General features: G+C 43.3%; 19 protein-coding genes and 1 tRNA gene. 8 read left to right on the forward strand and 12 right to left on the reverse strand.

Annotated features, from left to right (window positions below):
• Positions 1-3 precede the first annotated feature (3 nt).
• The 5 genes from BMW45_RS08245 to BMW45_RS08265 all read right to left on the reverse strand — a co-directional run bounded on the left by BMW45_RS08245 (position 4) and on the right by BMW45_RS08265 (position 4,127).
• Entirely contained in the window at positions 4-831 is an 828-nt protein-coding gene (locus tag BMW45_RS08245; protein WP_092242136.1) for a M28 family peptidase, read from the reverse strand.
• A 2-nt stretch (positions 832-833) separates the two neighbouring features.
• Entirely contained in the window at positions 834-1,358 is a 525-nt protein-coding gene (locus BMW45_RS08250; protein WP_092242139.1) for a NanQ anomerase/TabA/YiaL family protein, read from the reverse strand.
• A gap of 54 nt (positions 1,359-1,412) precedes the next feature.
• Positions 1,413-2,198: an SDR family NAD(P)-dependent oxidoreductase gene (locus BMW45_RS08255; protein ID WP_092242142.1), complete on the reverse strand. Its 786-nt coding sequence runs from the start codon at positions 2,196-2,198 to the stop codon at positions 1,413-1,415.
• Positions 2,188-3,036 carry a GntR family transcriptional regulator gene (locus BMW45_RS08260; protein WP_242882955.1) on the reverse strand — a complete coding sequence of 283 codons (849 nt, stop codon included), beginning with the start codon at positions 3,034-3,036 and terminating at the stop codon, positions 2,188-2,190. The genes BMW45_RS08255 and BMW45_RS08260 overlap by 11 nt, the downstream gene beginning before the upstream one ends.
• 167 nt (positions 3,037-3,203) lie before the next feature.
• Positions 3,204-4,127: a homocysteine S-methyltransferase family protein gene (locus tag BMW45_RS08265; protein ID WP_092242152.1), complete on the reverse strand. Its 924-nt coding sequence runs from the start codon at positions 4,125-4,127 to the stop codon at positions 3,204-3,206.
• A 304-nt stretch (positions 4,128-4,431) separates the two neighbouring features.
• Here BMW45_RS08265 and BMW45_RS08270 point away from each other — a divergent pair.
• A tRNA-Gly gene (locus BMW45_RS08270) sits at positions 4,432-4,504 on the forward strand.
• A gap of 357 nt (positions 4,505-4,861) precedes the next feature.
• On the opposite strand, the gene BMW45_RS08275 is transcribed toward BMW45_RS08270, so the two are convergent.
• Positions 4,862-5,701 (reverse strand): MerR family transcriptional regulator, encoded by an 840-nt coding sequence (locus BMW45_RS08275; RefSeq protein ID WP_092242155.1) that lies wholly within the window; start codon positions 5,699-5,701, stop codon positions 4,862-4,864.
• A 277-nt stretch (positions 5,702-5,978) separates the two neighbouring features.
• Here BMW45_RS08275 and BMW45_RS08280 point away from each other — a divergent pair, with 277 nt between their 5' ends.
• The gene (locus BMW45_RS08280) at positions 5,979-7,706 is read left to right on the forward strand and encodes an ABC transporter ATP-binding protein (protein WP_092242159.1); all 1,728 of its coding nucleotides are present in this window, start codon (positions 5,979-5,981) and stop codon (positions 7,704-7,706) included.
• Positions 7,703-9,457: an ABC transporter ATP-binding protein gene (locus tag BMW45_RS08285; RefSeq protein ID WP_092242162.1), complete on the forward strand. Its 1,755-nt coding sequence runs from the start codon at positions 7,703-7,705 to the stop codon at positions 9,455-9,457. The genes BMW45_RS08280 and BMW45_RS08285 overlap by 4 nt, the downstream gene beginning before the upstream one ends.
• Before the next feature lie 54 nt (positions 9,458-9,511).
• Here BMW45_RS08285 and BMW45_RS08290 read toward each other — a convergent pair whose 3' ends face one another.
• The 6 genes from BMW45_RS08290 to agaB form a co-directional block, all read right to left on the reverse strand.
• The gene (locus BMW45_RS08290) at positions 9,512-10,165 is read right to left on the reverse strand and encodes an HAD family hydrolase (RefSeq protein WP_092242164.1); all 654 of its coding nucleotides are present in this window, start codon (positions 10,163-10,165) and stop codon (positions 9,512-9,514) included.
• A gap of 3 nt (positions 10,166-10,168) precedes the next feature.
• Entirely contained in the window at positions 10,169-10,606 is a 438-nt protein-coding gene (locus tag BMW45_RS08295; protein ID WP_025230301.1) for a PTS sugar transporter subunit IIA, read from the reverse strand.
• 69 nt (positions 10,607-10,675) lie between these two features.
• Entirely contained in the window at positions 10,676-11,425 is a 750-nt protein-coding gene (locus BMW45_RS08300) for a GntR family transcriptional regulator (protein ID WP_025230300.1), read from the reverse strand.
• Positions 11,426-11,667: 242 nt separating this feature from the next.
• Positions 11,668-12,459, reverse strand: a complete 792-nt coding sequence (locus BMW45_RS08305; RefSeq protein ID WP_025230299.1) for a PTS system mannose/fructose/sorbose family transporter subunit IID — start codon at positions 12,457-12,459, stop codon at positions 11,668-11,670.
• Complete coding sequence (locus BMW45_RS08310; RefSeq protein ID WP_025230298.1) at positions 12,446-13,231, reverse strand: PTS mannose/fructose/sorbose/N-acetylgalactosamine transporter subunit IIC; 786 nt, start codon at positions 13,229-13,231, stop codon at positions 12,446-12,448. The genes BMW45_RS08305 and BMW45_RS08310 overlap by 14 nt, the downstream gene beginning before the upstream one ends.
• A gap of 129 nt (positions 13,232-13,360) precedes the next feature.
• A complete protein-coding gene (gene agaB, locus BMW45_RS08315; RefSeq protein WP_092242167.1) occupies positions 13,361-13,837 on the reverse strand; it encodes a PTS galactosamine transporter subunit IIB in 477 nt (158 codons plus the stop codon).
• Between the two features lie 259 nt (positions 13,838-14,096).
• On the opposite strand from agaB, the gene BMW45_RS08320 reads away from it, so the two are divergent.
• The 5 genes from BMW45_RS08320 to trxA all read left to right on the forward strand — a co-directional run bounded on the left by BMW45_RS08320 (position 14,097) and on the right by trxA (position 20,079).
• The gene (locus BMW45_RS08320) at positions 14,097-15,206 is read left to right on the forward strand and encodes an SIS domain-containing protein (protein WP_092242170.1); all 1,110 of its coding nucleotides are present in this window, start codon (positions 14,097-14,099) and stop codon (positions 15,204-15,206) included.
• Positions 15,207-15,225: 19 nt separating this feature from the next.
• Positions 15,226-15,930, forward strand: a complete 705-nt coding sequence (deoC, locus tag BMW45_RS08325) for a deoxyribose-phosphate aldolase (protein WP_092242173.1) — start codon at positions 15,226-15,228, stop codon at positions 15,928-15,930.
• Between the two features lie 198 nt (positions 15,931-16,128).
• Positions 16,129-18,324, forward strand: coding sequence for a YhgE/Pip domain-containing protein (locus BMW45_RS08330; protein WP_092242176.1), 2,196 nt, complete (start codon positions 16,129-16,131; stop codon positions 18,322-18,324).
• 1 nt (position 18,325) lies between these two features.
• The gene (locus BMW45_RS08335) at positions 18,326-19,471 is read left to right on the forward strand and encodes a hypothetical protein (protein ID WP_143057018.1); all 1,146 of its coding nucleotides are present in this window, start codon (positions 18,326-18,328) and stop codon (positions 19,469-19,471) included.
• 287 nt (positions 19,472-19,758) lie between these two features.
• Entirely contained in the window at positions 19,759-20,079 is a 321-nt protein-coding gene (gene trxA / locus BMW45_RS08340; RefSeq protein WP_025230293.1) for a thioredoxin, read from the forward strand.
• The last annotated feature ends 184 nt before the right edge of the window (positions 20,080-20,263 follow it).

Consider the following 20,263-nt stretch of genomic DNA (forward strand, 5'->3'; position numbering starts at 1 on the left):
CTTTTAAAACAGAAGGAACCGCTTTTTCTTATCTGCCGGCGCGTGCAGCGCATCCATAAGATAATCATATATACGTATCATGGCTTCCGGCTCAACCCATTCAGGAGAGTCCCGATAGCCGCCGTGCATGGTGCTTGAGACATCCATCTGACTGAGGATCATATCAAACTCCGGGGGATGGCCTAAAAATCCACTGCCCAGATTGGAAAGGGCATTTAGATATTGGATATCCCAACGGGGAATTGAGGCTATGCTGATTGCAGGAATTCGAAGGCCGGTGAAAGAGGCTTCGTCGCTCTTAGGCAAAAATTTCACCAGGAGGCCGTTGTGGGTCGCCAGGATTTCCTTGCTGCAGAAAGTGCGTACAGACTCTTTTTTTGCATTCCCCCGGTCATAGACTGCAATGGTATCACCGTAACCGCATACATCCAGATTAATCACACCGGTAATGGCCTGGCGGTCCATTTGGCTGACATAATGACGGCTTCCCGTATTGCCTGTTTCTTCTCCGTCAAAAAATGCGAAACGTGCAGGAAAGTTTTCGGCGCGCAGGGCTTTGGCAAGAGCGATCAGGATGCAAAGGGCAGCAGCGTTGTCATTGGCTCCAAAGCTTCCGTAAACCGCATCGTAATGGGCGCAGAACAAGAGGCTGGGCCTGCTGTCTTCCGGAGAAATCAGATAATTGATGATTCCTCTGGGAGCATTGGGTGAGGGCGCTTCTTCCTGGCGTTCAAAGGGCAGGTGTTCCTGCTCCAGAACCCTTTCCAGAGCCATACGGCGCAGGTCAGGATCCTTCATGGAAAGTTCAGTCAGATATTTGTTCAGGCTCATGATTATTCCCCCTGCCGGACGTCACCGGGCAGGCAGCTTTCAAGAGGTACTTTTATAACGATCTTGCGGATCGCCGTAGGACAGTCTCCGGCCTGGATAGCGGGGATATGGACATCCCAAGGGAAATAAATGGCATAGGAGCCTGGAACCAGGCGGATGCGTCCCTCCAGAACCTCTGGATCATTGCAAAAGAAAAGAATGTCTCTGGGAGTGTCAAGAAGATCCTCGTCAACATGCCCTGTTTCGTCCTTGCTGTAAAAACCGGCCTCTTCCGGACCGCCCTTGGCAAGAAACTGTACGTCAATATTTTTTCTATGAATTTCCGGACGAAGGTCCTCCCGGTCTTTTGTTTCTAAATCAAGGACCTGCAGAATAACGGGCAGGCCGTCCAGTTCTATGTTAAATACCCCTGGTTCATGAGCTGCCATATCGTTGTCCTTTAAAAAGCGGATGGCATTGCGCAGGGGAGCCGGAAGCACGGCAAGCTGTTCCTCCAGCATGGGTTTATATATGTTTCCGAAAATCATGGGTGGTTCCTCCTGTTTTATGGATTAATGGATTCTTTCATCTGCAGGCGCCTGTTACTGCATGGCCGTTAAGCCACCGTCCACACCAAGGATCTGGCCGGTCACAAAGGAGGCGGCATCACTGCATAAATAGAGTGCGGCGGCAGCAATATCCTCTTCACGGCCGATGCGCCCAAGAGGGATGCGGTCCGTCAGCTTTTCTAAAAATGCAGGATCATCCAGCTGGAATGAGTTAATAGGCGTCCGCACAAAGGTGGGTGCGATGGCATTGCAGGTAATGCCGTATTTTCCCCATTCACAGGCTAATTGCTTTGTGTACATATTGGCTGCGCCTTTGCTGGTGCAATAAGCGATATAATCCTGTTTTGCGCCGATAAAGCCCTTTACGGAAGAGAGATTGACGATACGCCCATACCGGTTGGGGATCATGAAACGCTTTCCTACCGCACGGGTTACTGTGTGAATGCCTTTTACATTTAAGTCCATTACCTGATCAAAGGTATCTTCGTCGTAATCCTCCGCCGGAAGCAGCCTGTTCATCCCGGCGCTGTTAACCAGGATATCGATTCGGCCAAATGCCTTGTCCACCTGATCAAGCATATCTGACACATCATCCCGGTCACGAATGTCGCAGCGCAGGGAAAGAAAACTGCGGCCGGCCTGCTTTGCCTCTTCCTCAAGATGGGCAGCCTTTTCCGGATGCCCGCCGCATACAGCCACATCAGCTCCGTTTTGCAGGAAGGCTCTGGCAATGGCGCTTCCCAGACCTCCGGTTCCTCCCGGGATCAGGGCCTTCTTTCCGGCCAGTGTGAACATATTTTGATAGATCTCATTTTTCATAAAGAAGCCCTTTCTGTTCCTGTAAACTGGTATCTGTCTGTTCTTTATTACTTTCAATAAAATAGTCCGGATAGCGTTCCTTCAAAGGGGATATTAACAAAAGGATCCGGGCCAAATGATGATGGTAAATGGTGCATGCCCGGTCTGTATCCCGTTCTGCAAGCGCATCAGTAAGAGCAGTTAAATCCCTGAGAAAGTCTTCCATTACGGAAGCGTCGGAGGCAGATAAGTAGAAAAGTCTTTGCAAGTCCATTCCGGCTTTCTGGACGGGTTCCCAGATAAAGTCCATCTTGCCCGCCAGATCATAAAGCAGATGATAATATTCGGTGATCAGCCGGACGGACTGGGATAAGTCCTTTTGGGCCAGATAGTCCTCCTGCTGCATCAGGTTATGATAAAGAATATCAAACTGAGGCCGTTTCACTTTTCGGATGAAGATGTTTTGAAGCATGGCTGTCCCAAGCTGCTTGTTAATCCATAAGGTTTGCTCAATTCGGTTAATGTCAATTCTGGATACAAAGGCTCCCTTTTGTGGGATGACGTCCACCAGATTTTTACGGGAAAGCTTGTAGAGCGTATCATGGACCGGCGTCCGGCTTATGCTCAGCGCATCTGCAAGTTCTACCTCGTTCATCTTACGGCCTGGGGGCAGATGAAGGCTCAAAATGAAATGCCGGATAATCCGGTATGCATATTGGCGTGCATCTTCCGTATGTCTCCGGGGCGGCAATTTTTGAAACGGTATGAGTGACATGTAAAACTCCGTTCTGCCGCCTTGACTGGCGGCACAAATCAAATAAATAACGCCAGGGGCGTTGGTAGCTGTCCTGTTTGCCATCAAAGATTAACATAAGGCTTTTCTGGTACATGGTTTTATATGAGTACCAGGTATGGACAGGACAGGAATGAATTGAAACTTGTATGCAATATCTTTCTATATTTTATCATTCTTTGCTGAAAAAAGCTACTGAATTTGAACTGCAGGTGCCGGGAGCGAACAAGCGATTATGCCCGTAATCTGCGGGCTACCTGCTCCATATGTCTGCCATCTGTACCGCAGCAGCCGCCAAATATATTCATGCTGCTTATGCGTCGCAGCTTCATCATTTCTTCTGCAAATTGTACTGGGTCTGAACATTTTAAATCCAAAGAGCCATCCAGTTCTGCGTAGGATAATGGCGAAGTATTAGCCTGAATTCCCCTAAAACGGCTGTGTACAAGGGCATTCTGGTTAAAGGGCTGTGACAGCGCCTGATATACAATTCCCGGGTGGACGCAATTGGTCATATAGCAGACCGGTTTCGGCTGGACCAGACCGTCAATATAGGCGATGGCATCAGCAATTGCCGTTCCGTCAATTAGTTTTCCATCTTTTTGAATGGTAAAACTGATGATATAAGGTAAGTCGGTATCTGCCATAGCCTGAGCAATCCCTGCTGCTTCCGGCAGCGCAGGTATAATTCCGGCATAAAGGAAGTCAGCCTTCGCCTTAAGGAATAAGCCAGCCTGCCATTGGTGAAATGACCGTGCCTCCTCTTGTGACAATGCCGGTTTTCCTGTATAAGCATCCCCTTTAGCGCCCATCAACCCGCCGACATACATCTCTATGCCGCTTTTTTGCTGCATACCGCGGAGAAATTTCACATTATCGGTGATAATGGAGGAGGAATATCCAGCTAAGGCCACCCGTTCTTTGTTTGCCCGGCGGGTTGGCGTGGTAGCCAAAAAAGGCAGGCCATGGCATCCTGCTATATGGATGTATTCCTGCCATAGACTGGCGAGAGCAGATTGTCCTTTGGCATCGTATATAAGATCTGCCATAGCCACTTGGTCATTAAACTGCAAATGGTATTCTCTCTTGAGCCGCTCTCCCAGAGCGCCTTCCATTAAAATACTATGCTCTTTATCAATACAAGACTTAAAATCCATGATCCCTCCGAAACAGGCGTGAACGATTTATGTGTGTGGATTATGAGTAATAGTATATAACAAATAATGGTAGAAGTCGACCTTTGAAATAGTCCCTGGGTATAAAGAAATAGAAGGGGAAGAACAAATTCATCGGCTATGTTCGGGCTGAGAAGTGTATGTCCAAAAGAGTTGAAATTAGAAGGAATTTATGGAAATATATAGTACAAAACAACAAAAAAATGATATTAACCTCTTGCATTTAATAAAAACGTATGATATAATTCCAGTGTTGTAGCAAATGAATAAAATTTATAATTTGTATGCGCGAGTGGCTCAGTTGGTGGAGTACGACCTTGCCAAGGTCGGGGTCGCGGGTTCGAGTCCCGTCTCGCGCTCTATAGAATAAGCAGTATTTATGAAGGTTTCCGAGTTTCGGGAACCTTCTTTTTGTTTGCATCAACAAAAGTAATCAAGTTTATAGTTAAAGCTTTTGAGTGACCACGAAACACAAGCATACATTCCAGTTGTTCCTCTTCAGAGGCATATCAGTGTCCGGCTTTATGTCCGTAACCCTCAACTCGTGATTGTCTATACGAAATAATCACCTATATTCATGTAACTCATTAGTGCTGCTGTTACAATTACAAGTGCAAGACTTTCCGCAATAGCCACAGATGATAACTGCAGATACTGTTAATTCAAAATTTATAAGCTTTACTGCTATAAAAGGCTCTGATAATTATCCGGGCCTTTTATTTTGGCTGCAAGTCATCCTCAATTTCTACCAATATTAACGTAACATAGTCGTCTCTGTTTTTAGTGCCTATCTCAAATATAAGATACTCCTCATAAGCATTTTTACCGAGGTTTATCTGATGTTCCTTTGCGTGCTGCATAATCTCTGTATACATTTCACTGATCCTTGGATAACTTCCCTTATAATAAACCTGGAGATACCAACCCTCTTTTCGCACCAGAGTGTTGTTTTTTTTATCAGCATTATTCGTTTTTGTATACAAATAGGAAAAGCTGTCGAATCTTTTATCACGGATATTATCAATGGTAAGCGATGCTCCCAGAAAATCTATCATACTTGCATTGCTGTTATTACGGAATGCGATCAGCTCTGTTAAAAAGTTCGGATAAGAGTTGTCATTGTCATTATCCATTAAGGTACTGCATAGCGCTTTCATGCTTTTATGATAAGCCGTTCCTATGGTATTATATTCCACGGATAAGGCCTTTTCTGTTAATTCCTTAAGGGAGTCAATTTCACGTTTCGTGTTTTTTAACTTTTTAATTTCCTTAGACACTTCATTTGACTTTTGTTCCAGTAAATCTACTAGCTTTACAGGATTTCTTTCATCCATATACTTTTTAATTTCTTTTAATGGCATTCCCAGCCTTTTTAATGCGGAGATAATAGAAAACGTATCGAATTGGCGGAAAGAGTAATAACGATAACCATTTTCTTTTATGATCTCAGGCTGAAAAAGCTTTATCTGATCGTAATGAAATAAAATATGCTTAGGAATTCCGCAGATTTTTGCAAACTCTCCTGTTGTTAAGTATTCATTTTTATCTTTAGACATAAAATTACCTCAGTTCTATGCTGCATATTACGAATTTCATGTTTGCAGCCGCAGCATTGACACAAACTTTTTCATAACATATATGTTTTATATTAACAAAGCAGGTATTAAAAAAACAGGAAATATCAAACAATAATGATAAGAAATATTTTAGAGTTTTTTTTTCTTGACTATAAGACAACCTTATAGTTTATAATAGTCAAACAGCCTTTTTCTGTCAAGGTTTGCGGCTGAATTTATATATGTATTTATACAGTAAAGCGAAAGGAGTCATGTTATGAGATTAATGTTAAAATATCTGAAAGGATATCCGAAGCTAATTCTGTTAAACATCATAGGAATCTTTAGTTTCGTTGCAGTACAGCTGGGAATTCCCACGGTTATGGCGTGGATGATTGATAACGGAATAGGCAATGGTGATATAGCTTATATTAAGAAAATGGGAGGAATCATGCTGATTATCTGCATTCTTGGAGGTGCAGGAACCATTTTATTAACTTTCGCTTCATCAAGAATTTCAACCTATATGATTCGGGATATAAGAAATGATGTTTTTGCACAATCGCAGAAATTTTCCCACACAGAATATAATAAATTTGGTGTGTCTTCCATGATTACACGAACAACGAATGATGCATTTCAGTTAATGTTGTTCTCCAATTTGTTGTTTCGAACTGCACTTTTGGCACCAGTCATGATTATTATCAGTGTTTTTATGACGATCAAGACCAGTATTAATCTCTCTATGGTTATCGGAGGAAGCTTTCCATTTATAGTGGCGGGAGTCATTATCATTGCGAAGTTAACCAATCCGCTTTCTGAGAAACAGCAAAAAGGGATGGACCGGCTGAATCGGATTTCAAGAGAAAACTTAACTGGGGTACGTGTAATCAGAGCTTTTCGAAAAAGTGAATATGAATCAGAACGTTTCGCAGAGACCAATGACGACTATGCCACTAATTCGAAGAAATTATTTAAAATCATGTCATTTACGCAGCCGGCCTTTTTCTTCTTATTACACCTTGCAATGATGGCCGTATTTTGGATATCCAGTTTAATGATTGATAAAGGAACTTTACAGGTTGGACAGTTAGTTGCTTTCTTAGAGTATCAGTTTCATGCAATGTTCTCTATCATGCTATTTTCCATGGTATTTGTCATGTATCCAAGGGCGCAGGTTTCTGCAAACCGCATTCAGGAATTATTAGATGAGGAACCGTTAGTAAATAATCCTTCTGAGGGCATTACAGCAGATAACAAAGGTGTGGTTGAATTTGACCATGTTACGTTCCAGTATCCGGATGGTGAGCTTCCGGTCATAAAGGATGTATCTTTTACTGCGAACAAAGGGGAGACCGTAGCATTTATCGGCAGTACGGGCAGCGGAAAGAGCACATTGATTAATTTAATTCCAAGATTTTATGATGTGACAGGCGGTTCTATCAAAATTGATGGTGTGGATACACGTGACTATGACTTAAAGGCACTCCGTCAAAAAATTGGTTTTATCCCTCAAAAAGCTTTTTTATTTAAAGGAACCATAGAAGACAATCTTAAATTCGGCAATCCCAATGCGACGCCGGAAGAAATAGATCATGCAATTGAAATAGCGCAGGCTAAAGAGTTTATTCAGAATAAGCCGGACAAATTACAGGAATTTATAAGTGAAGGTGCAAAAAATGTATCAGGAGGCCAAAAACAAAGGATCTCGATTGCGAGAGCATTGGTTAGAAAGCCTGAAATATACATTTTTGATGACAGCTTTTCTGCGCTTGACTATAAAACAGATGCTACCTTGCGGACTGCCCTTAAGGAAGAAACAAAAGAATCCATTGTATTCATTGTGGCACAAAGAATTAGTACCATCATGAATTCGGATAAAATAATCGTTCTGAATGAGGGTGAAGTGGTAGGTATGGGGACCCATAAAGAATTATTAAAGTCATGCAATATATATTATGAAATTGCAGATTCACAATTAACAAAGGAGGAATTGGAGCGATGAGAAAATTATATCCATATATAAAACCATACTTGAAATTTTTTATCGTGGCGATTCTTCTTACGATAGCATACTCCAGTTTCTTATCAGCAGCGCCAATGGTGGAAGGTTTAATTACAACTAGACTAAAAGATGATGTTGTAGATATCGTGAACAAAGTTCCTGGAGCAGCCATCAGTTTTTCCTACGTTATTAAAATCTTAAAGCTGTTGCTTGCTATTTATATTGGAAACGTACTTAGCAGCTTTGGTTCACAGTATTTTTTGACCAATGGTATACAAAATACAATGCGTGATTTAAGAAACGATGTCCAAAGAAAGATTGCAAAGCTGCCAATCAGCTATTTTGATAAACGTTCCGTCGGTGATATTCTCAGTATCATTTCAAATGATATCGATACCATGTCAAATGCGCTGCAGCAGAGTTTATCAAGGATATTGAGTGCTTTCTTATCCATTATTTTAGCTATAGTACTAATGTTTTATATTAATCCGACGATGGGTACTGTTGCTGTCTTGCTGATACCGGGAAGTGCCCTGATCATGAAATTTATTATGAAGCGTTCTTCCGTTATGTTTAGCAGACAGCAGGCTGCACTTGGTGACTTAAATGGTTACATTCAGGAACGATATACCGGGCTAACCGAAATCAAACTTTATGGAAAGCAGGAAGATTCCATAGAACAGTTTAAGAAGATTAACAACAATCTTTGTGAAAATGGATTTATGGCACAATTTATATCCGGATTGATGTCGCCGTTAATCTCCTTCATTACGTATCTTGCAATTGTCGCTGTTTGTATATTAGGTGCGACATTTGCAATAACAGGCGCCATTACGGTTGGACAGCTTCAGGCATTTATCCGATATATGTGGCAGTTAAATGAGCCGCTGGAGCAGGTGTCACAATTGTCTGCTTCCATTCAGTCTGCGATTGCAGCTTCGGAAAGAGTATTTGAGTTCCTTACTGAAACAGAAGAGGTCCCGGAGGCTTCTGATCCGGTAAAAATTGAGAACTTAAAGGGAAATGTTACCTTTGAAGATGTCTCTTTTGGTTATAACAAAGATAAAATGCTCATTGAGCATCTGGATATTAACGTAAAGAGCGGTCAGATGGTAGCAATCGTAGGCCCGACTGGCGCCGGAAAAACCACGCTTATTAACCTCTTAATGCGTTTTTATGACGTAAATAAAGGTGCAATTAAGGTTGACGGTGTGAAAATTAAGGATATGAAACGGGATGATCTTCGTTCTATCTTTGGTATGGTGTTACAGGACACCTGGCTATTTAACGGAACGATCGCCGATAATATAAAATACGGAAAAGAGGATGCAACGCAGCAGGAGATTGAAAACGCTGCAAAAACAGCAAATGTAAATCATTTTATCAAAACACAGCCAGATGGCTATCATATGATATTAAATGAAGAATCCTCAAACGTATCAGTCGGTGAGAAACAGCTTTTAACAATAGCGAGAGCGTTCCTGGCAGATCCGGCTATTTTAATCCTTGATGAGGCGACAAGTTCTGTTGATACAAGACTTGAATTAATGCTTCAGACAGCTATGAAAAATATCATGAAGGGCAGAACAAGCTTTGTTATTGCACACCGCCTTTCTACGATTAGAAATGCGGATTTAATCCTTGTTATGAATAACGGATCAATAATTGAACAGGGAACCCATGATGAACTAATAGCAAGGAAAGGATTTTATGAAAAACTGTATATGAGTCAGTTCCAAAATCAAGCTTAAATATATTTTGTGTTTTTAAAAGCAGGCTCCCGTAATTGGGAGCCTGCTTTTAGTTTATCTGTTATTCAACTCATTCAATAAATCCAATACCTCAAAAAGCCCGTTTATGGAATAATCCGCAAGACTACGGTCAAAACCAAACCTGTTATCAATGATGGAGGCAACGGTCATTCCTGCACCATGACCTGCCATGATCCCATAGGTAGAATCTTCCACCACCAGGCATTCCTTTGGCTCGCGCTTTAAGGTATCTGCCGTATGGAGATATATTTCCGGATTAGGCTTACTTTCCTTAAATTCCTCGCCGCTTACAATGTAGTCAAAGTCACCTTTCAGTCCGCAGGACGTGAGCACATCTTCAATCCCTGCCCTGCTGGTAGAAGATGCCAGTGCCACCTGATAACCTCTGCGGTGAAGCTCCTTTAAAATCTCCGGGACTTCCTTTCTCAAAATAGAAGGATAATCCGGGCGGCAATCGGCCCAAAGTCCTGCATATAACTCTTGGAACGTGTGGGAATTCACATCCTCTCCGATCACGTCGCTTATAATCTCCATCGTCCTTTTTGTGGTGGATCCCACCACGGCAAACAGCGCTTCTCTGTTGATCTGGGGGTACTTAAGCTTCAGCTTTTCATACATATGGTCCAAATATATGATTTCACTGTCGATCAGAACCCCATCCATGTCAAATATAACTGCTTTTATCATTGGTCAAATTCCTTCCTCAAAGTCCTCAGACGCTTCTACCGGCTCATATTTGTATTTTCCGATCTGCGTTTTTCCTATTTCAATAATTTCATCTGCCAGCGTATCTGCTTCCGGTATCTGGCCCATCATGCAGCGCATTGCCAGCTCTACGGTCATGCCCAGGTTCGTTCCGTAAAGGACCTTTATCCGTTCATCTCCAATGCTTAACATCACTGCATTTTTAAAAGGGGAGCCTCCCAGAATATCACATAGAACAAGAACTTGTTCGCAGTCCTGTAAGCGGTCGAAGGCTGCCTTTAGATTCTCCTTTAGCTGTTCCTCGCTATGCTCCTCCCTAAAATCCACCGGTATAATAAAATCCTGATGGCCAGTGAGAAGTTCCACTGCGCTTGAGATTCCAGTTGCAAATGTTCCATGGCCTGAAATAATGATTCCGATCATATTTTCCTCTTTCCTGCCCTCGTTTTATGGGCATATAGGTATGAGCTCCGGGCATTTCACGATTTATTTCTAATCCCTGTATACGACAAAGTCAAATCGGTGTGTGTTGCCCGGATAAGTTTCAATGCTGTAGTCGATAGGACGTTCATATTGGTCGTAGGCGATGCTTTCCAGCATGTGCACCGGAGAGCCTTTCTCTATATGAAACAGGTGAGCCTGTGCCGGGTTGATGATTTCCGCCCGTATGGATCTGACCGCCTTGGCCGGATAGATGCCATACACATCTCTCATGATGCGGTAAAGAGAGTCTGTTCCGTAATCATAGGCTTCAATTCCTGGAAATAGATCCATGGGAACAAAGTTTTCAATAAAAGTAAAAGGACGTTTGTCCGCATAGCGCATGCGCTCCAGATGAAGGCAGTGCTGTTTGGGATCCAAACGCAGTTTTTCGTAAACCGGGACATGGTAAGAGATGATTTCCTTCTTTTTTAAATCGGTTCCAGGTACCATGCCGATCATGGCCAGTTCTTCACGGTAGCTGACAAGCTGCATCAAATAGATTCCCCGGTCTGTATTTGATCTTACAAAGCTTCCGGAGCCACGCTTCCTCACCAGCATACCAAGTTTGTTTAAATCCCCGTAGGCTTGCCGGACGACAGGGCGGGAGATGCCGAATTTGCGGCATAGTTCATCCTCTGTGGGCAGTTTTTGTCCCGGAATCAGGTTTCCGCTCCGGATTGCCGTAATCAGGCAGCCCTTTAACTGCTCATACAATGGAACCGGACTATATTTATCAATTTGTATAAATTCAAACTTCATGCATACACCTCCATAGCAGGGAAATCCCATTAGTACAGTATATCATTGAGGAATTTTACCTGCAATGTTATTTTAACGGATATCCATATAGATGTCCACTTGGTGCTTTAAACGATATCAGAAGCCGCCTCTTACCATGTAGTTTTTGCCGCATAACGGAAGGGGCCATACAGGAGACGGTAAATTCTTCCAGCTCTTCCTGTACGGCCCCCGGCAGAATTCTATCTGATTCCTTCCGTTGGTTACATGATTTTAAAGAAAGACAATACGATTGATACAAGGATGATAAGTATAATCAGCATCAGCGTATTAACATGTTTTTTCTTAAACAGCCAGTAAAGGGTAAATACAAACCCTAAAGGCAGTATGTTCGGCATAATGGAATCGAAGATTGCCTGTATGGATACGCCGCCGGGAGCTACCAGCGTTTCAGCAAAATGAAGGGATACGTAGCTTGGAATCAGCCCGCCAACCACCATCATGCCCAGGATGCCTGCTGCCTTTGTAATGGCACTGGCATTGGAACTGATTAAATCAACGGCTCCCACACCCATGTTATATCCCATACGGCCAAACCACAATCTTGATATGGCGCCTAAAAACCAGATAGCGATATAAAGGATAGGACCCAGTACAGACCCGCCGCTTGCAAGGGAACAGCAGATGGCTGCTGATATTGGAAGCAGGGTGAACCAGAAGATTGCGTCTCCCAGACCCGCCAGAGGGCCGAATAGACCGGTTTTTATGCTCTTAATCAGAGCCCTGTCCTGACCGTTTTCTTCCAGGGAAAGGACAAGACCCTGAAGAAAGGTTGCCATGTGGGGTTCGGTATTGATAAAGTCCATGTTATTTTTCATGGCATCTGAGATTTCTTCCTTCTGGTCACCGTAAATCTTCTTTAATCCGGGAAGCAATCCGAGACAGAAACCGGGAGCCTGCATGCGCTCAAAGCTGAAACAGGACTGTTCTAATATAGAAAGCATGCTCATCTTATTGATATCTTTTTTGTCCAATTTATTTCTAGATACCGTCATCGTCAGCACCTCCTTCTACAGTTATGGCATTCTTTTTGATAGTTTCATCATTGAGATAACCAATGAATGCAACGGCGATTCCAGCGATAGCAACCGGAAGGATATTGTCCAGCTTTAAGAATGTCATCATTAAGAAGCCAATAAAAAGATATGCCACGTTCTGCTTCTTAAGCATGACAACAAGGAGCAGGGTAAGACCGACTGCAGGAAGCAGACCGCCGGATATTTCGAATCCGTGGATCAGCCATTCCGGGAACATGTTTACAAATCCTGCGATCTGGTTCTGTAATGCATAGGCAGACAGGAACGTGATCAAAGCGTAGATTCCCGCTTTAATTACAAGTCCAAGAAGAACGATCTGTGTAAATTTCTTTGTGTCTGCGTTCTCGCATGCGTGATCCAGGGGACGTAAGAAACCTGCAAAAGTGGTATTGCAGACAATTCCGACCCACTGTGCCAGCAAAGCGAAGGGCAATGAGAGTCCCAGAGCTGTTTCTGTGCTCTGGCCAGTCGTGAATGCGATGACTGTTGTCATCATGCCTGCCATCAGAGGATCAGGCGGAACGGTACCGCCTACGGTCAGCAGTCCCAGATAAGAAAGCTCTGCAACGGCGCCCGCAGCCAGGCCTACCTGAACATCACCCAGGATTATTCCGGCGAAGAAGGCGACAACGATGGGACGGAACCAGAAAAAGGCTTCCCAGCAGGCGTCACAGGCACAAATAAAGGCCAGTAAAGCCAGCAAAATCCCTTGGATTAAAGTAATTTGCATAAAAAACCCTCCTTTTATTGAACCGCAGGTTTCTTCCTGCGGTTTTCATCATTATTGCTTATTCGGTTCCAGGCATAAATGTATGCCTGCAGGGTATTTCATCTCATTCTTCCTAAACTGTCTATATTTTTACTTCACCTCAAAATCATGCTTCTTATCTCCGGGAGCGATCTGGATATACACATCAATGCCTTTTCCCCGAATCATTCTCAAGTCTTCTAAATCCTGTTCATCCAGATATACATGAGGCTCATTGGATACTTTCTTTCCCGGAGCTACATGCATGTTGCCGATGCAGAGCTTATCAATGGGAACTCCTCCCTCAGCCAGGGCTCTTGCAGACTGCGGATTTCTTACTACTATAAATATCTTCTGGCTTGGCGCTGCTTTATGGATGACTTCAATTGTTTTTTGAAGTGTAAAGAATCGGATCCCCACGCCGGTGGAATCAGCAGTCATCTTCATCAGAGATTGTTGGACCGGATCACCAGCAGCCTCATCGTCTGCGACTACGATCAGATTACATCCAATGGCTCCCACCCAGGAGCATCCAACCTGACCATGTACCAGCCGGTTATCGATCCTTGTTAATAGAATGTTGGGCATATGTTTGTCACTCCTTTTGAAATTTTGTATCCCTCTGATATTTTGTACTATTTTTCATATTTTCACTCTTTTCTATTAAAAAAGTATAAATAATGTATAAATAAATAATAGTATCATGGGGAAAGTTTGTCAATATGTAATTACAATTATTTGTATGTTTTCGATACATTATTGACTATACTTAGGGATATGATATAATTATTGCACAAAATACTTTCTGACTCATTTTTACCAAAACGAAAAAAGGAGCGGTAACAAAATGAATGAAAAAATAAAAGAAACAATGATGACGTATGTGGAAGAGTCTCCTGAGGTAATGATTAATAATATTAAAAACCGGAAGGAGCTGACAGCTCCGCTGATCGCAGAATATGAAAAGGGAGATTACAAAACCGTCTGGATCGTGGCTTCCGGATCCTCCTATAACGGTTCGTACTGCGCCCGCCAGTTTATGAGGTATTATTTAAAGTCTGAAGTAAAGATCGTATCTCCCTTCACTTTTCTTAGCAGTGAACATGATTTTACGGACGGTGATTTTGTTTTTGTTGTTTCCCAGAGCGGTTACAGCACCAATTCCATTGATGCGCTGAAGATGATCCGTGAGCAAGGGCGCACCTCAATCGGAATTACAGGAAGTATCTCCAGTGATATGAAAGATTATGCGGATGTGCTGATCGATTATGGGGTTGGAGTGGAAACCGTAGGTTATGTGACAAAAGGTGTGACCTCGTTTGCCTTGTTTCTGATGCTGTTTACCCTTGAAGCTGCCGTAAGAAAAGGACTGATGACGGAGGAAGAGGCAGAATCGGTATGCCGGGATATGGAGAAGGCGGCCCGGATTCATGAAACAGTGCAAAAGGAAACCATGAAATTCTATGAAGATCATTATAAGGAATTTACCTCCATGGTAAATGCTTATGTGTGCGGATTAGGCGCTAATTACGGCACGGCACTGGAAGGTGCTTTAAAGTTGGGTGAGACGGTAAAGATCCCTTCTGTAGCTTATGAGTCTGAGGAATTCCTTCATGGACCCAATCTTCAGATGACTCCCGGCTATACGGTATTTCTCATTGATGGAGGAAATAGCAGCAGCCGGATCCAGACCATTTTTAAAGCCTGCAGGGAGGTAACTGACAGGGCGTTTTTAATAACCAATCAGCCTGGATACACCGGAGAAGGGATTTTAAATCTTCCGGTGGAGCTGCCGGAGCTTTTAACCCCCTTATGCTTCCTGCCGTTTTTCCAGATCCTTGCATATCAGGCAACGACAGCACTAAACCGCTGGAAGCAGCATCCTCTGTTAAAGAAGATGAAAGATACTGCTGCATGCAAGACGGAAAATTATGAGAATCAGGATGATGATGATTGATTCTTAAAGGAGACTATTTATGGGGAATATTAAGATCAGCCAGAAAGAACTGGCCGCTTATTTTGACCACACTCAATTAAGAGCCTGGGCATCCCATCAGGATTTTGTAATGCTTTGTAAGGAGAGCATGGAATATGGCTTTAAGATGGTAGCCATCAACCCTGCGCAGGTGGTCCGCTGCCGGAAGCTTTTGGAAGGCAGCCCTGTCCATGTGGGTGCTGCGGTGGGATTTCCGTTAGGGCAGACAACCATAGAAGATAAGCTGAATGAAACAAAGACCGCCATTTTAAACGGATCTGATGAGATCGATTACGTGATTAATATTACTGAGCTAAAAGAGAAAAATTATAGTTTCATAGAAAAGGAAATGGCAGAGATAACGGAAATCTGCAGAAATAATAAGGTGATTTCAAAGGTGATTTTTGAAAACTGCTATCTTACAGACCAGGAGAAAGAGGAATTGTGCCGGATCGCACTGAACGTTCATCCGGATTATATTAAGACCTCCACCGGTTTTGGAACCGGAGGGGCGACCTTTGAAGATGTGGCACTGATGAAGCGCATGGTAGGAGATGAAATTAAGATCAAGGCGGCAGGAGGTGTAAGGAACCTGGATACTGCCCTTCAGATGATAGAGCTTGGAGTCAGCAGAATCGGTTCTACGGCAAGTGTTTTTATCGTGGAAGAGCTTAAGAAACGAATGCAGGCTGGAATGTCCCTTTAGAAGTATTTTGTATTACCTGAAGTGAAAAGCTGTTAAATGACCGATTGTGTTCTGCTCATTCGGTCATTTAGCAGCTTTTTAACACCTTTCTTAACACCTTTTAATAAGATAATGGGAAACAGGCATTGCTTTTGTTGCAGGAAAATATTATAATACGGAAATGCTAAATTTCTTAACTGATATACCAAGGAGGCACACATGGTTCATGTTAAAAACATATTTAAAATTTTTGCCGGTGATGTAAAACGCATTGCACTTAATCCGGTAGCAGTCATTATTGCGCTGGGACTTACACTGATTCCAGCCTTATACGCATGGTTTAACATCGCTGCAAGCTGGGACCCTTATGCGAATACAAAGGGACTTAAGGTTGCGGTTGTCAACCTGGATAAGGGGGCTTCTATTGACGATATATTTGACACGGATATTGATGATTCTTCCATTAATATTGGTGAAATGATTCTTGATGAACTTAGAAAGAATGAACAGATAGGATGGCAGTTCGTCAATAAGGAAGAAGCAATCGATGGAGTGGAATCCGGGAAATATTATGCGGCAGTTATCGTCCCCGAGGATTTCAGCCAGAAAATATCAAGCGTCCTTACCTCTAACATTGAGCGCCCGGTGCTTGAATACTATGTAAATGAGAAGAAAAACGCCATTGCCACAAAGATCACCGGCAAAGGGGTGGAGAGCGTACAGCAGCAAATTAATGAAACCTTTATTAATTCTACCTCAAAGGTGGCTGGGAAGGCCTTAAACAAATATTCGACAGACTGGAACACTGACAAGGAAACGGACAGAGACGATGCCGTCAGCACACTTACGGATGTAAAAACAGATTTGAGTCAGCTGGTGGATACCATTACCATGCTTCAGTCCACGCTCCGCTCCGTCAACAGCTTAAATGGCGGTATGAAGGGAACTCTCCCGGATGTGAGCAAAATGATCGATTCCGGCGGACAAACGGCTGAAAGCGCAAAAACCCTGATCGATTCCTCCAGAGGATTCTCTGACACAATGACAGAAGGTATTAGAGATACCCTGGATAATATCAGCAAGGTAGAGGAATCCGTGTATGAATCCTTTCAGGTAATCGGCAAGCTGACGGACACATCCGCTGACGGAGCTATTGATGCATTAAAAGCCACGGAAAATCTGGTCACAGGAAGCATCAACCAGTGCAATAGCGTAAACAAGGTTTTAGGGACAATTAACCAGAAGCTGCCCATTCCCTTAAAAGATATAACAACTCTTCAGCAAAAGCTTACAGATACCGTTAAGCAGCAGCAGGAACTGGTCAGGAAGCTGCAGGCTGCACAGCAGACCGTAAAACAGACAAAACGGCTGCCGGATACCATGGAGAAGGATATCGGAGACTCTCTTGACGGGGTCACCAACTCCATATCAGACGTTCTGAATTTTTATACCGGCAAGGTGGAGATTCCTTTAAAAGACAGCCTTGATAAGACCTATGATGCCCTGGGCACTACTGCGGGAGCTTTAGACAGCATTGGAAACATGATAGGGCAGATCGATACCACCCTTGATAGTGTAACAGACTCATCCCAGAGCCTGATCGAAGCGTTAGACAGCGCCGTCGGCCTGATGAACAGGAGCCAGGAGCGTGTGGATGATATGATCGACAGCGTGAACAAGCTGGCGGATAATGAGAAGTTAAATAAGATCATGGACATCATGAAGAACGACCCGGATCAGCTCAGTGATTTTATGAAAATGCCTACGGATATGGTTACCAACAAAATCTACCCGGTAGAAACTTATGGTTCCGCCATGGCTCCGTTTTATACCATTCTGGCCATCTGGGTGGGAGGACTCATTTTGGCGGCTTTGGTAAAGACTAAGGTGGAAGAGAACAGATCGGAAGGGCTTAAGCTGTATGAAACCTATTTTGGAAGGTATCTCACCTTCATGCTGTTTGGAATCGCCCAGGCACTTGTGGTGGCTTTGGGAGATTTGTATATGTTAAAGATCCAGTGCCTTTATCCGGGGAAATTTGTGCTGGCAGCTGTGGCAGCCAGTATTATATTCACCAATATCATTTATTCCATGACGGTTTCCTTTGGGGACGTGGGCAAAGCGATTGTAGTAGTCTTTATGGTCATTCAGGTGGCAGGCTCCGGCGGTACGTTTCCCATACAGGTAACTCCCCGGTTTTTCCAGATGGTGAACCCATTGCTTCCATTTACTCATCTCATCAATGCAATGAGAGAGTGTGTGGGAGGTACTTATGGGAATGATTATTGGAAAGATATACGAAATGTGCTGGTCTATATTCCTATATCACTGTTGGTTGGAATCGTATTGCGGAAGAAGGTGTTAAAACTGAATGAATTTTTTGAAGAAAAACTCAGCCAAACAGGGATCATGTAAGATGGGAAAGGAAAAAAAGCCGCCGGGAATCAGACGGCGGCTGGCCTGGGCCGGCGGGGTGGTACTGCTTTTAATTGTTATTGGTGTTTGGGTATGGAACTATCTTCCGATCCATTATGCAAGATTTTACCTGACCCGATCGGCATTGCAAACCAGGGGGCGGTTAATGGATCTATGGGGCAAAGACAAAGAAGGAGAAGGGGCAGAGGAAGATTCCCTGAAGCTCATAGCGGATGAAGTGGATTGGAATGGCCACTCTGTGCTGATACTTCCGGGAGGGTTTGGCATCAACTGGAAGGAGCAAAGGGATGAAAAACATACCTTTTCCCAGGGAAGCCTTGACGTGTATTTTCTTGGGGCCATAAGGGACGGAGTCCATTATTGGGCTGACAGAGATAATGCCTTAATATCCATACCTGGGATTAAAGGACCGACCATAAGAACCAGCCAGGATACATTAAAAGAGGTTATTGGTTTTTCAATTGTCCCGGAAGAGAGAGACCATTTAAGAGATCAGCTTGAAACCTTAAAAAAGGATACCGTTTACATGATGAACCAGAGCCATATGGAATTTGTCAGTAGGGATAAGAGTGGCGTAATCATTAAGGCATCAGTCCCTTCCGGTCTCTTTGACACCTATTTGAGTAAGGTAGGAGAACTGCTTAAGGAGGGGCCCGGAAAGGATATGAAAGAATGGGGACAGATGTTAGAGGAACGGAAGACCCAGGGAGAGACTCAGGACATATTCTTTACCATTGACAAGGGGCTGCATATCACGGATATTAAAGTGGAGGGTCTGACTGATATGAGCCTTTTACTGGAGTCTAATGGAGGGCTGTCAGTGGCAGGAAATGTAATGCTCCGTGAACGGAAGCTTGATATGAGCGCAAAGGTCTATTTTGGCAATGGGCAGGAAGGGAAAAGGGCATTCCAGATCCCTGAGTTTAATATTACATATCATAATGAAAGATTTGAGCTTGGACTGAAGCTGAGCGGAGGATATGAAGGCGGTAAGATCTCTTCTGATGCTCTGGAATATGGGAAACTGTCTGAGACAGGTGAGGAATCCTCCGGTGACGGATTGCAGAAGGTCAAGGAAGAGTTTCTGAAAAGAACCGGGCAATTAGGCCTTGATTTTTATAAGTAAATAAAAAAATCTATTGACAAATACAACTGTAACTTTTATAATAACAGTAAAGATACTGAAACTCACAAAGTTACAGTTATCCCAGGCAATAATCCAAAAAGCGGGGATATTTAAGATAATTATGATAAAACTATAAAAAGAGCACCGCCGGTTGGAAAACATTGCAAAGGATGTACTGTTCATTATATGATCGGCGCATTCCCGGATTCGGAGTAATGTAGATAATTATGAATAAAAGGCGCTTTTCGTGAATACACAAAAAGCAAGTCAAGAAGGAGGAACATGATATGGCAGTTTTAACATTAACACAGGAGAATTTTCAAACAGAAGTGGCAGATAACAGCGGCATTGTGCTGGTGGACTTTTGGGCGACCTGGTGCGGACCCTGTAAGATGTTTGCACCGGTGATAGACGAAATTGCTGAAGGGAATCTTCCCGGCGTTAAGGTAGGCAAGGTGGATGTTGACCAGCAGCCGGACTTAGCAGGACAGTTTAGGGTTATGAGCATTCCTACCCTTGTACTCTTTAAGGATGGTAAGGCGGCAGTCACTTCCGTAGGAGTGAAATCCAAGAAAGAAGTCCTTGAAATGATCGAGAAATTAAGATAAATACAGCAAAGGCCACGGGTCTTCCGGTTAACCGGAACGTCTGGTGGTCTTTTTTTACAGTTTTTTACTGCTTCCGGTTGACATCTTTTTCGTATAAAATAGATAACATAAGTAGTTATTGACATTCCCCTATACAGGAAGGATTATACTAAGTTAATCAGTACAAATAAACTCGTAATTGAAG

Origin of the sequence: Lacrimispora sphenoides, from assembly GCF_900105215.1 — a bacterium.
In the GTDB taxonomy this organism is placed as follows: domain Bacteria; phylum Bacillota; class Clostridia; order Lachnospirales; family Lachnospiraceae; genus Lacrimispora; species Lacrimispora sphenoides_A.